We start from the raw sequence: 12099 nt of genomic DNA on the forward strand, positions 1-12099 counted from the left end.
AGATTTAATTTCCCTGCCAAATAAATGTAAAACTTACAGATAACTCAGACCACTCCTCATGACATCCTCTTTTGTATATTTCGGGATGTGTTTTTTCAGCATTTGAAATGTAGCATGGCGTAGCAATATAGTAGCAATTTTTTGCTACAAATAATTGATCGAATTTGTAACAGAAAAAATGCATTACTCTATGATTTCATAGATAATTTCATCTGGATGGTTTGAATGATTTGATGATCGTGTAGCAATGTAGCAGAATACCTGGAAATGACTGAATGAACCTTACTGAAATAATACTAATGGCAAATATAATCTCCTGCCCCGCTATCTAGGTTAGCCTTATTAAGGCGCAAGGATCTTTTAGATTTATTGATAACTTTTGATCGATAATTCTACTTAATATAAAATCAGCACAGGGTTTTACAAGCACATTAATATCATCCCAATATTCATCTTCCAAACCAATGCATATGTGTTTCGCTCTGTTCATCACGGGCTGATACATTTTAGGTAGACGATCAATCACCCAATCTGCTGCTATAGGTTTCGATCGAATCTCATTAGTTTCTAATGTACTCCAAATCCGTGCATAGGTTAGTAATACATTTCGAGTGTCCTGTTCAAGTTCCGCTGAAAGTCTATCAAGATCATGAAGCATCGCGTTTATAAAGTCGCTATATGGGACCGGGTCTAATAGTTGCTTAGGGCTTTCCCCCATCAATGTATGACTCTTCAATAAGACCTGCGTGATAATCAGCGCAAGATCCGGCATTGCACGATCAGACCATGGTTCAAAATTTCCCATTTCAAATGATGAGCGAAGCCATTCGCCATATTGGAAATCAAAAAGGGGTGGATAAATCCAAGGATTAATTGCGACCCTTTCCACAAGGGTCATTTCTATAGGTGGCTTCGTACTTTTCATGTAAATGCCTGATATTTGGAGTAGATGGTTAGTCAACTCCATCTTTTCTTTTGACGTTGTGGTACGATTTGTTACAACAAATAAATCAATGTCACTGTATTTTTGCAAACCACCTATAAGATAAGAACCATAAAGATAACTCCCAAAAGCTCTGCGCCTAAAATCTTTGTTAGTACCTCAAGACATTCATTGAGTTGTTGCTTTACATCACTGTTGTTTTCCATCATTAACACTCAGCCATTTTTTAAAATCCTTTAACAATGCTTCTGCTTGAGCAATACAAGTTATTACTGCACTCTCAGGAATAATATCGCCAGAATAATCTGCAATATTGCGTTGTTTACGCATAGCATCCAATATAATCACTGTTTTTTTATCAATACCTAAAGTCTGAGGCAATAACTGAATCATCGTTTGATGATGTCCTGGTTTAGAAGTCAAGGTTCGATATCCATGAGATTGAAGTGCTGCATTTGCTATTTGCATAATTGCTTTATAGGCAGCATCAAAGCGATTCTCCGCGCTAACCAAGTCAATTTTTGAATCCACAATATTACGTTCAGCAGCATGCAAAAGCCGATTTATGGTATCTGGGTGAGGTGGTATTTTTTCCAGGCTGATGCCAATTAAATTATCCAAGGTCATGTTCAGCTCCCATAATAAATAGCTTGGGATTATTTAAAACCTCCTGAATGAAAAGATCTTGTTTTTGTAAAGATGACTTCCATTGTTCCCTGGAATATATTTTGGGGTTAATTTCTCTCCCTAAACTCGCTTGGGCAGCATAAAGAGCTGCAACTGCTTCTGTAAAATCAACCTCACCAATAATAAGCACATCAATATCACTTCCAAGGTTTTCGGTTCCTTTGGCCACCGAGCCAAAAACAAAAGCTACTTCAATTTTTTCAGCTAATGGAGTTAAAAAATCAAACAACACATCCACCAAACCAGACGTTTTCTTTAAAATGCTTGAAAGCTCCGTATAAATAGGAAAATTTCGATTTGCTTGGTAATAAACTTGATTACCGCTCTGCTCGCGCAGAAGTACTTTGGATTTAGCAAGTTTGGATAGTTCTCGATGAAGTGTACCCGCTGTGGTATTCGTTAACCGCGCAATCTCTCGGACATGATAACGCTCATCAGGATGCAGCAATAAAAGTGCCAGCACACGCCGCCGATATTCAGAAAACAATATTGAAGTATCAAACATGATTTTTATGTTGAAGCCAACTAAGCTTCAATCATAGCCTAAAAAGCTACACCATTCAATCAGATAAATAAGAAAACCATAAAAAGAAATATCCGTTATAAATCAACTATCCACTGTATCAGTTTAACACGCAACCAATGACCTCAATGATCTTGTAGATATCGAAACTTAAGGGCTCAGTCTTGAGAAAGCATGAAATGGTATTTCCCAATTACGTAATTGTCTTATTGGAAATAAAATGGGGCCTTGAAATTAAAGTTCTTTTCAAAAATCAATAAACACCTACTTCTATTACCATGGCTTCATATTAAAAGGAGATGGGTTAAAAATTTCTTGTTCCCCATCCTCAGATGTATTATGTATCTCCTCATTAGCTTCTTGTTTGGAGAGTTGATTTTTATTAGACGGTCTTGGTTCTCTTGAAAGTGGACTTGCAGTAAGGCCTTGCTCTTTCGTTACCTCATCTCTTTCTTGTGCTTTCGGACTGGGTACGGGCACTAAATTATTTGCTAGCTGTTGAATAAATGCATCGTATAAAGCTAATGTGGGCATGGTAATGCGAAGAGAACATATGCTTCCCTCCTCATCTTGAAGGATTTGTATGCAATCATCAGAAAGATGATTTTCTTCTTTAAATTCATTGAATTCTTTTATAATCGCTTCCATGAATTTTTTTAATTCTTCTCTTTGTTCTTCAGTTAATTTACTAGGTTCACATTGTAATTTAATTGAAAGAGTCATTGATACGCGATCACTATCAACCAGCAATAATCCTTTGGCGATCAATTCCGCAATTATTTCTGGGTCAAAACCAGACTCTAAATCAAGTTCTTCTGAACCAAACACGCCTACCAATTCATCTTCAGACCCAACTGCTTTGCCAGGTTTAGTTAGGAATTTAACTTCACCAGGACTCGCTTTTTCCTCAGATGTCTTCTTATCAGAGGTGGCACTATCACCTCCGCTACCACCTGCGCCATGTCCGGAACAAAGGCGCTTAGGTGCGATTTCTTTAAAACAAGTCCCGCAGCGTACTTTTGCACCTTCCTCAGCAGCCTCTTTTTTTTCTGCTTCCTTTCTAAATTGTTGTAAAGCTAATGCTATAGAGGAGGTTTTGGGTTCATCTGCCGTTATGGATTCAAGGACAGGCTGATGTTGTTCTTTGTCTTTTTTCATGAGAATACTCCAGTGCAAGTTCATAATGGTTTCATCCGAATAAAGATTTACTTATCTGTTATTATACCGAGTTAAAAAAACCCAATTGTATATATAATGTACATTAATTGGGTTGCTCGTTTCTTCGACTTAAAACATCGAGTACATAATCCCAAATTTTACCTGCTACATTAATTCCTTTCCCATCAGATGGATTGAGATGTAATTCAATGTAAGGGAAGCTATTATTTTCAATAATTCCAAATTGTTGCTTATGCCATGGAAGAGAAATGTCCTGACAAATAAAATCAAGACCTGTAAGCGGTATATTGAGTATTTTATGTACTTTTTCCAATAACAGTTTATTCTCAGGATGTATCAGGTCGATAACAGTACTGATTTTTGCACCACTACTCATAGTAACTTTTTTGGCAATAAAGATTTGTTGTCCTTTGTTTATTACCGTATTAAGAGCAACTCCTTGGGCTGCCAAAATTTTCATTAAGTTGCTATTTCGAGTAATTTTGTAGGGATATTCACCATGTCCTTCTTTCCACGTAACTTTATTTTTTTTATCAATTAACTCTTGAAGTGTAGTTACACCATCGCCAACAATGCTCTCAGGTTGTCGTCTCACACAAGCGATTAATGAATCATTAATAATTAATGACCGATAAACATCACCAGGAATGTGTTTTTCAACCAGCACGCGAAAATCAACCTGCTTTACTATTTTTATCGCTTCTTTTAATTCATTTGGAGTTTGAATAGTACATGAAGTATGAATACTTAGAGATTCAGATAGTGGCTTAACCACAAGAGGAAATCCCAATGAGATACCATAGTTGTAGGCGTTTTTGCTGGAAATAAAAACCCTCCCTAAGGGGCAGGGAATTTGGCTATCTAATAATTTTTTCTTGAGGCTCCATTTATTATCATATTTAGTATCCTCATCAAAGCGTGTATTTTTTTGAGAAATAAGAGAGATTGGAGTCTGTATGAAATAATATTTTTTCCTATTGTAGACCAACTTAAAATACAGAGTATGCAAGTTAGATTCCTTAAAATTATACAGCTCTAGCCCTCTTTTTTGTGCTTCATCCCAAAATGCAAGGACACTGTTATTGAATTGTTTCCTATCAATGGTCTGAGTCTTGGTATATAGTTTTATTTTTTGGAAAATATTAATGACCAACTGATTTAATAGGTTATTGAATCGTAAAAAATCCTGCTCTGATAGGAGAAAGAGTTTAGATAAAAGATAGATAAATGGATTGAATATAAAATAATGGAATAAATTAAAAAATTTTCTTCGAAAATGAGAACGTTTTTCGGGATAGCAATGCTCACAATGTTTATTGTCCATATACGCTGTGGGAACAGGTTTTAATGATTTGCAAATGTCACGTGAAGATTTGATTTCTTTATGTTCATCAAAATTTTTAACATAAGCGCTCATAATTTATCTCCACAGATTCGCCCATTAGCTATCATTATATCGAGTTAAAACAGATCAATTGTATATAAAATGTACGGATGCGCCGTGTGTTTGCTTACCTACTGATATCTATGTAACACTGAACTTAAAAATCAATTCAGACTAAATTTGTTTAGAGAGTTTTCTTATTTAAAGAGGCTTAGACAGAACGAATGAAAGATAAATCAATATTGCTTGTAGAAGATAACGTTAAGTTAGCAAATTACCTCAAAGAAAGCTTACAAGAAGCAGGTTATGATGTTTCTATTGAAAAACGTGGTGATAGATCGGTCTATCGCATCATTCGTGAGCAACCTTGCCTAGTAATATTAGATATAATGCTTCCTGGCATGAATGGAGATCAAATATGCCATACCATTAGAGATGAGTATTTGGGGAAAATACTCATGCTAACAGCAATTAATGATATTGAAAGTGAAGTATCCTCTTTAAATTTAGGAGCAGATGACTACTTAACTAAACCTGTTGCAGACGAGGTTTTGAAAGCAAGAATAGAGGCATTGTTACGTCGACCCAATTTAGTTAATAATCAAAATCAATTTCACTTTGGCAATTTTTCTATCAATTTTAGTACTAAGAGTGTTCAGCTCTTTGATGAAGAAATTTCAATAAGTACCAGTGATTTTGAAATGCTTGCTTTGTTGGTTAAGAACCATGATAGGTTGCTGAGTCGAGATAGCATTATGTATGCTCTTTCTGGGCATGAATATGATGGGGTTGATAGAGGTATCGATTTAAAAATATCACGTTTAAGAAAGGCATTGAATGATAATAATAAAAAGCCCTATCGTATAAAAACAATTCATAAAAAAGGATATATATTTGTATCAGCGGCTTGGGAATAAATATAGATCTCAGCCACCAATCTTATGTAAGACTTATCAAAAATAGTGAAAAATTCTTTTGCCTCGACCTTGGGATTTTTCGTCCAGTTATGAAAGCTTCACCCAATATATCGCAAATCTATAATCATTTACCCTCGACAAAAGTATCATTTTAGAACGCTTGTACAATATATATACATATGAGCCGAGTGTTTTTGATAAAATCAACCTATTATTTTAAGTAATAGTCGAGATGAGCCATGAAAGACGCTGCAATAGAAATCTTAATATATAAACCAGATCCAGATCATCCACTGCCTGAAAATCAGAGAGGTGTGGTGATAAATCCTCACTTAAAACAACGGTTCAAGCAATTTGTTCCAATTGGCGTCTATTTAGAAGGCCCTGATTTGAAGTATTATTTTTTCGATCAGTGTGATAAATCCCCAAAAATCTATAGTAGTTTGGATGAACTCAAACGAGACTTACCGGAAGAACTAGACAATATATTTGAGAAAAACCCAAAATTATTTATTATGGGCCATGCTGGTGGTGGCGAATATGGTATGGGTAATTGCCATGGCCCAAGTGAGCAGTTATATGATGATAATTTTGATAATTTATTACATGGTTTTAAACGAGCATTGCCCGCACATCATGGTGAAGTTTTTGTGACTTTAGAAGGTTGTAATACAGACAATCAACTTAATGCTGCAGCAAACTCACAGGAAAAAACATTTTTAGAAAGAGTGTCAGTGAAACATCCAGAAATCACGTTTGGTGGAACTGGACCATGGGATGCGCAAGATGTACAGACCGGCTTCCGATCCCTTTCGCCGGCATCCCCTATCACATCGATGGCAGGAAATATTTGGAAGGCTGGAAACAGTGTTATTTTTCATCATGGTGAATATCAAGTTGCCGTTCGAAAATCTTTATTTGCCTCAACACAAACAGCTAAAGAATTAAAAGTTAACACCCTAGAATATGCCCGTGCAATTCTAGGTAAAGACGAAGCCGATGAACTGATAGCAAAAATCGCTTTAAATCGAGATATTCTAAGCATTCAAGATTTAAAGAAAATTGATAGTTTTCCAGAATTGCGATTTGAAGGAGAAGATGTTGCAAAGTTTGTTGAACAGGAAAACCAAATATTAGGTAAAGAACAAGAAAATTATTTAAACCGTGTCCGTGATATCTTAGGTCGGGCGGATCCTATAGAACAACTGACACATAGAGATGTACTAGAACTTCTCTTAGGTTTAAAAGAACCTTCTGTATTTAAAGGTCATGAAGACTTGCTCGAGTCAATTCTAGCTAATAAAGCTTTGTTAAACCTGGCAATGGTAAGTTGTGGAAAAGTCCTTATTGGTGGCCCAAGTAATGATGGCGTCATTGCTTTATTATTAAAACATGGCGCTGATATTAATAGTACTGATAAAAAAAGCATGACGGCTTTGCACTATGCGGTACAGAATTTTTATAATTATAGAAAAGAGCCCTTACATCTCATTAAAAAGTTAATAGAGTGTGGTGCTAGTCTTGAAGTGCGAAATGAAAAAGGACAGACTCCTATCGAGACAGCGCAAGAACATAGCAAAGATGGACGAGTGACTGCTAGTGATAAGCTTCTCGCATCTTTGAAATCTAGCAATTCGCCACCAACTCCCTTAGAACTAAAACAATCTGTTAGACAAATATTTCAGATGAGTCAACACAAGGCTGATGAACTACTTTCATTACCTATTGCGAAACGTGAATATAGCAAATGTAGTGAAGGCACTCTTTATATTCCTGGAGATGTAGTGGAAAAATTGCATGGAATCTTGCAATCTGCAAAGGGGAATAATGAACTATTATCGGCGTTTGAATCAGAGCTTAGTATGGTTATCAGTGCTCTTGAAAAAGGTATTGGAACTGGAGAAGTGGTTGATGGCGAGGAAGATGAATTCATCCCTAAACGTTTTGAAAATGCAAAACTCCAGTTAACAGCGGTTATGGACGCACTGGTTGAGATGAAACAAGAGATCGATACTTCAAAAGATGCTAAAGTTGGGGCCAACTTCCAAAACTAAAATCTTAATCGCTAAGAATATCTTGGAAGTACTATGGTGAATCGAGCACCTTTTAATATCGGTGATTGTGTAGCCATGACCTTTCCTCCGTGGAGATTAACAACTTTTTTAACAATAGCTAATCCTAACCCAATATGTTTATCTCCAATTCCGGAGTTTTCGGCAATTGTATATTCAGAAAAAATGTCATCCGCACCATCATCCGGCAAGCCTGAGCCATCATCGTCTACGTGAATTAAAATATGACTATTATCCAGCGAAATGGTTAAAGAAATAGTGTGCTCTGCAAATTTCATAGCATTTGTAATCAAATTGGTAACAGCATGTTTTAAATTATTTTCATCTATGTATGCTTTCAAAGAATTTAACTCATTAGTATGAAATGTAATTTCAAATGTCGATGAAGAATAAGACTCTAATAGCTTTCTTAACCATACTATTATATCGGTCTCAGACTGTTTTAATTTCAATTCGTTTGAATGCATTTTTGAGTAAATCAAAAAAGTGCTGACGAGGCGATTCATATCTGCAATATCTTCTTGTATGCTGTTTAGCTGTTTATTGAGTAATACATCTTCAGCATTTTTCCTTTTGATACTATCCGTCGCCATTTGTATGGTTGACAAAGGGGTCCTAATTTCATGCGCGACAAACCGGCACAATTGTTTATGTGATTCAATCAGTTCTTTTAATTGCTCACCCATGTGGATGATATTTACATACAGCCCATACAAAATAGAGGTGGTACCTATTTTCCGATGAAAATCAAAGTTCCCTTGACTGAAATTTTTAGTTATCTGATACACCTTTTTCATATTTCTAACAAAAAGCAATGAAAAAAAGGCAATAAGACAAAGGGATAAAAAAAAGAAAGTCCCTATAAAATAATACATAACATCACTGATTCTTGCCATAACGGGCAGATAGCTTAGTGGGCCAATTTTGAGTATTCCACCACTAAAACTATAATAGAGAATAACAATTTGTGACGAGTTTTTATTGGTTTCAAATACTAAACGCTTTGTTGATAAAGAATTAATTATATTACCTGGTAAGTGTTTACTTTTAGTTTTATAAACATGAAGAGGAAAACCATATATTTTTTCTAACTGTAATAGTTCATTACTCCATGTATTTTTTGATTTTGATAATAAATGTTGAACGATTTGTATTAAAACAGGATTCATATAATTAAAAATAATTTCGCCAGGATCTGAAAAATTGTAAGCTAATGCATACGGGGTATTACCAATTTTTTTATACGCAGTATGTTCTACAATTACCTCGTTTAGAAATTGATAGGTTGTACCTGATAAAAAAATGATTTCACCATTATTTAATTGATTATTCTGCTTCAGGGTGAGTTTTAGACTGTCGATTACTATAAGATGAATAAGATTATCTGTTTTTTTCTTTATTATTGCATCCCAGTTTGATTTCGGATTATTAATTAACTCTTTTTCTAAACTAATTAAAAGTCCTTGTGACATCGTTTGTCCTGCATTAACAATTATCTTTGTCTCAACTGACTTTAAATATTTAAAAAATGCCAAAACAAGAATTAAAAAAATCACGAAGAACGCAGTCAAAATTTTAATATAAATATTAAATTTCATTACTATGCACTCTAAATAAGAATAATAGATGCCTTTTCACAAGAAATACTCTGGATTATCTTTGATAATTTCAATATCTAATTCTGGCATAATTATCCTACGTTTTGTCACTCTTTATAACTCTTGTAATTAGCCTATTTAAGGCATTCAAATTATCGATATTCGTTATGGCCTCATCAAATAATGATAAAGTCTCTGGATCGTGTGTTTCTAAATACTTGAATGCTTTTTTTGGACCTTGATAACGCAATTCTTTGAATACAAAATAATCCTCTAGAATTGTGAAGATTGACCAAATATGGCGATATTTCCCTTCTAAATCTCTAGTATACGCCCTTGCCAGCATTTTTTGATACCACACTCTACGTGCTGTAATTTCATCAGGAGGGAGGGACTCAGGCAATATTAAAAAAGCAGAGAGTTTTTTTAATAACTCTGTGCCAAAATAAGCTTTTTCAACAACAACGATGCCATCTGACATACATAAATGTTCATCAGAAATTGAATCAAAAGCATTCTCTGGATAAACAAAAATATCATGATAAACTTGATGTGCTTCATCAAAGCGTGCAATTCGTTGCTTATCTCCTTTTTCCCTAATCCCTGCAACATCATAATCACTGGTTACTGTGAAGTCTCCTCGTGCGCGCGAGCCATATAAAATAATTGTATGGCAATGATGTAAAGATATTAATTCATCAACAATGAATTGCAGAACAGCATCATTTTCTAATGATATTTTCTTTTGTGTCATTTCCTTACCTTCTTACTTTGTAACCATAATACCAACGGCTCCCTGTGGTGGAACTGGTTTGAACCGTATGATCTACTCCTGCTGGAATCAATACTTCTTCTCCAATAGCAGGTTTTAACGTTTTATTGCCCATGGTTAAAATCCTTCCAAATTTGACCTGGGGGATCTTCCCAAAGCTCAAAACTAAAGCCACGAGAGCGCCAATTGCTCTCAATTATTGTTGTATCCAGCATTTAGGCTCATTATTTAAAATCATTCTTTAAATTTTACACCACTGGAGAGCATCAACACCACAACCAATGACTTCAATGATCTTGTGTCGAGACTGAAGGCCTCTCTTTATTTAAATTTGACTTTTAGGGACTTTGAATAAGACAGACAGGTATCGCACTAATTCCATGTTGGCTTTATCTTCAATAGAAGGTGCCGCGATTTTTATCTTGAGTTCCCCTCCAACAGCACCTACTACTTGATTGCATTTGGCGCCGGGTTGAATAAGCAAACTAAGAATTAATCCATTATCCTTTTGTTTATACCCCGGATATAGGTAAATCATCTTGCTGTTCCATTATTTTATCCTGCTTTTACTATTCTATTGAGACTCGCTTTTTTATGTATAATATTCTCTGGGTAACTATTTAAAGGGAAGTTTTTTATGTTAAGTAAGACTTATATTTTTCTCGTCATTTTTTATGCATTTTAACTTCCAAAAATGAATAATCTACTACCACTTTTCAAATGGGGAACCGATTACCTGGTTTCTAATGGCTACTCAATAGAGCGCTCGCCAGAAATTGTATTGTCAACACCGTGGTCTCATGTGATCCGATTTGCAACATCAACAGAGAATTTTTATTTAAAACAAACACCACCATCTTTTTTTCTATCTAATGAGCCCAAAATCATTCGAGTATTGTCATCCCAATTCCATGCCAATGTGCCCGATATAATTGAAATTAATGAGGATTTACATTGTTTTCTAATGAGGGATGCGGGTATTTCTTTGCGTCAAACGCTTAAAACCAACTTCAAGCCAGAGCTATTATGCCAAGCAATAAAACAATATGCCACAATTCAACGCAGATCTGAAGAGTGTATCGCTACGTTTCTCAAACTTGGTGTACCCGATTGGCGATTAAATCAATTACCCTTTCTTTATGATCACATCTTAAAGCAAACTACTTTTTTAAAAGCAGAGGGACTCACCGATAAAGAATTACAAACACTACACGCCCTAAGCCCGAAATTTTCAGCACAGTGCAAATTATTAGCAAGCTTTAAGATTCCTGAAACCATTGGTTATCACGATTTTCATGATAAAAATGTTCTTCTTGATCCAATTACTAAAAGAATGACTTTTGTTGATTGGGGCGAGACCGCTATCCTTCATCCATTTTTTTCGTTACAGACCTGTTTAGAACAATCGATTACTCACCATGGAGTAACAGAAGGTGATTCAACCTACCTGAAATTTCAAGATGCTTGCTTCGAAAATTGGCTAGGATTAGCGACAGAAAAACAACTGTTAAATGCATTCATTGTTGCCAAACAGATCCGGCTATTTTGGAATATACTCGCATCTAACCAGTTTATGCTCAGTGTGGATCGCCAGGCCTACAAGGCCTATTATCCCAATCAACCTAGTCCGATAGCAGGTGGTTTTAAAGCACTTCTTGAAGGCATCCATTAGTCCCAAAAATTAAGTTACTATTAGAAATAATCATAATAAGCAGCTTATTAGTTCTATAAGTATTCATGATATACTACTGGCATAATTTGGCAGCAGTATCTTGTCCCGAACTGAACGTTTGTTTGATTTAATTCAATTATTACGACGTCACCGATTACCCGTGAGTGGCAAAAAACTTTCAGAAGAATTAGGCGTAAGCCTACGCACTCTGTACCGAGATATAATAACCTTACAATCCTTAGGCGCGCCCATTGAAGGTGAGCCCGGTGTTGGTTATGTGCTTAAATCTGGTTTTATGTTGCCTCCTTTGATGTGGTTCAATTGATTTAGACACTCCAGTTAAGAGATAATT

The 12099-nt window shown here is 35.4% G+C and carries 12 protein-coding genes and 1 pseudogene; 4 read left to right on the forward strand and 9 right to left on the reverse strand.

The features are described from left to right. Nucleotides 1-328 precede the first annotated feature (328 nt). The 5 genes from KYQ_RS18570 to KYQ_RS17860 form a co-directional block, all read right to left on the reverse strand. Nucleotides 329-925 (reverse strand): aminoglycoside adenylyltransferase domain-containing protein, encoded by a 597-nt coding sequence (locus KYQ_RS18570; protein ID WP_019350459.1) that lies wholly within the window; start codon nucleotides 923-925, stop codon nucleotides 329-331. A gap of 207 nt (nucleotides 926-1132) precedes the next feature. Further along, complete coding sequence (locus KYQ_RS17845; protein ID WP_019350461.1) at nucleotides 1133-1570, reverse strand: DNA-binding protein; 438 nt, start codon at nucleotides 1568-1570, stop codon at nucleotides 1133-1135. Further along, nucleotides 1557-2135: a nucleotidyltransferase domain-containing protein gene (locus KYQ_RS17850; RefSeq protein WP_014845064.1), complete on the reverse strand. Its 579-nt coding sequence runs from the start codon at nucleotides 2133-2135 to the stop codon at nucleotides 1557-1559. Before KYQ_RS17850 ends, KYQ_RS17845 begins: the two co-directional genes overlap by 14 nt. 291 nt (nucleotides 2136-2426) lie before the next feature. Next, nucleotides 2427-3311 carry a hypothetical protein gene (locus tag KYQ_RS17855; RefSeq protein WP_014845063.1) on the reverse strand — a complete coding sequence of 295 codons (885 nt, stop codon included), beginning with the start codon at nucleotides 3309-3311 and terminating at the stop codon, nucleotides 2427-2429. Nucleotides 3312-3414: 103 nt separating this feature from the next. Next, nucleotides 3415-4749 carry a hypothetical protein gene (locus tag KYQ_RS17860; protein WP_014845062.1) on the reverse strand — a complete coding sequence of 445 codons (1335 nt, stop codon included), beginning with the start codon at nucleotides 4747-4749 and terminating at the stop codon, nucleotides 3415-3417. A gap of 191 nt (nucleotides 4750-4940) precedes the next feature. Here KYQ_RS17860 and KYQ_RS17865 point away from each other — a divergent pair, with 191 nt between their 5' ends. Further along, a complete protein-coding gene (locus tag KYQ_RS17865) occupies nucleotides 4941-5633 on the forward strand; it encodes a response regulator (protein ID WP_014845061.1) in 693 nt (230 codons plus the stop codon). A 239-nt stretch (nucleotides 5634-5872) separates the two neighbouring features. After that, nucleotides 5873-7687, forward strand: coding sequence for an ankyrin repeat domain-containing protein (locus KYQ_RS17870; protein WP_014845060.1), 1815 nt, complete (start codon nucleotides 5873-5875; stop codon nucleotides 7685-7687). An 11-nt stretch (nucleotides 7688-7698) separates the two neighbouring features. Here KYQ_RS17870 and KYQ_RS17875 read toward each other — a convergent pair whose 3' ends face one another. The 4 genes from KYQ_RS17875 to KYQ_RS17890 form a co-directional block, all read right to left on the reverse strand. Next, nucleotides 7699-9303 carry a sensor histidine kinase gene (locus tag KYQ_RS17875; RefSeq protein WP_014845059.1) on the reverse strand — a complete coding sequence of 535 codons (1605 nt, stop codon included), beginning with the start codon at nucleotides 9301-9303 and terminating at the stop codon, nucleotides 7699-7701. A gap of 97 nt (nucleotides 9304-9400) precedes the next feature. Continuing rightward, nucleotides 9401-10057: a nucleotidyltransferase domain-containing protein gene (locus KYQ_RS17880; protein ID WP_014845058.1), complete on the reverse strand. Its 657-nt coding sequence runs from the start codon at nucleotides 10055-10057 to the stop codon at nucleotides 9401-9403. 4 nt (nucleotides 10058-10061) lie between these two features. Next, nucleotides 10062-10190, reverse strand: coding sequence for a hypothetical protein (locus KYQ_RS19645; RefSeq protein WP_255464427.1), 129 nt, complete (start codon nucleotides 10188-10190; stop codon nucleotides 10062-10064). A gap of 210 nt (nucleotides 10191-10400) precedes the next feature. Further along, the gene (locus KYQ_RS17890; protein ID WP_014845057.1) at nucleotides 10401-10613 is read right to left on the reverse strand and encodes a DUF167 domain-containing protein; all 213 of its coding nucleotides are present in this window, start codon (nucleotides 10611-10613) and stop codon (nucleotides 10401-10403) included. Between the two features lie 156 nt (nucleotides 10614-10769). Here KYQ_RS17890 and KYQ_RS17895 point away from each other — a divergent pair, with 156 nt between their 5' ends. Beyond that, nucleotides 10770-11747: an aminoglycoside phosphotransferase family protein gene (locus KYQ_RS17895; RefSeq protein WP_014845056.1), complete on the forward strand. Its 978-nt coding sequence runs from the start codon at nucleotides 10770-10772 to the stop codon at nucleotides 11745-11747. Nucleotides 11748-11847: 100 nt separating this feature from the next. Further along, nucleotides 11848-12063 (forward strand): annotated as a pseudogene (locus KYQ_RS17900) (helix-turn-helix transcriptional regulator); the annotation flags it as partial. Nucleotides 12064-12099 lie beyond the last annotated feature (36 nt).

This window comes from Fluoribacter dumoffii NY 23 (assembly GCF_000236165.1).
Classification (GTDB): domain Bacteria; phylum Pseudomonadota; class Gammaproteobacteria; order Legionellales; family Legionellaceae; genus Legionella; species Legionella dumoffii.

Coding starts and splice junctions, on each gene's coding strand:
- KYQ_RS17855 (WP_014845063.1), bottom strand. CDS start 3,311: ATGAAAAAAGACAAAGAACAACATCAGCCTGTCCTTGAATCCATAACG.
- KYQ_RS19645 (WP_255464427.1), bottom strand. CDS start 10,190: ATGGGCAATAAAACGTTAAAACCTGCTATTGGAGAAGAAGTATTGATT.
- KYQ_RS17880 (WP_014845058.1), bottom strand. CDS start 10,057: ATGACACAAAAGAAAATATCATTAGAAAATGATGCTGTTCTGCAATTC.
- KYQ_RS18570 (WP_019350459.1), bottom strand. CDS start 925: ATGAAAAGTACGAAGCCACCTATAGAAATGACCCTTGTGGAAAGGGTC.
- KYQ_RS17875 (WP_014845059.1), bottom strand. CDS start 9,303: ATGAAATTTAATATTTATATTAAAATTTTGACTGCGTTCTTCGTGATT.
- KYQ_RS17895 (WP_014845056.1), top strand. CDS start 10,770: ATGAATAATCTACTACCACTTTTCAAATGGGGAACCGATTACCTGGTT.
- KYQ_RS17850 (WP_014845064.1), bottom strand. CDS start 2,135: ATGTTTGATACTTCAATATTGTTTTCTGAATATCGGCGGCGTGTGCTG.
- KYQ_RS17860 (WP_014845062.1), bottom strand. CDS start 4,749: ATGAGCGCTTATGTTAAAAATTTTGATGAACATAAAGAAATCAAATCT.
- KYQ_RS17870 (WP_014845060.1), top strand. CDS start 5,873: ATGAAAGACGCTGCAATAGAAATCTTAATATATAAACCAGATCCAGAT.
- KYQ_RS17845 (WP_019350461.1), bottom strand. CDS start 1,570: ATGACCTTGGATAATTTAATTGGCATCAGCCTGGAAAAAATACCACCT.
- KYQ_RS17890 (WP_014845057.1), bottom strand. CDS start 10,613: ATGATTTACCTATATCCGGGGTATAAACAAAAGGATAATGGATTAATT.
- KYQ_RS17865 (WP_014845061.1), top strand. CDS start 4,941: ATGAAAGATAAATCAATATTGCTTGTAGAAGATAACGTTAAGTTAGCA.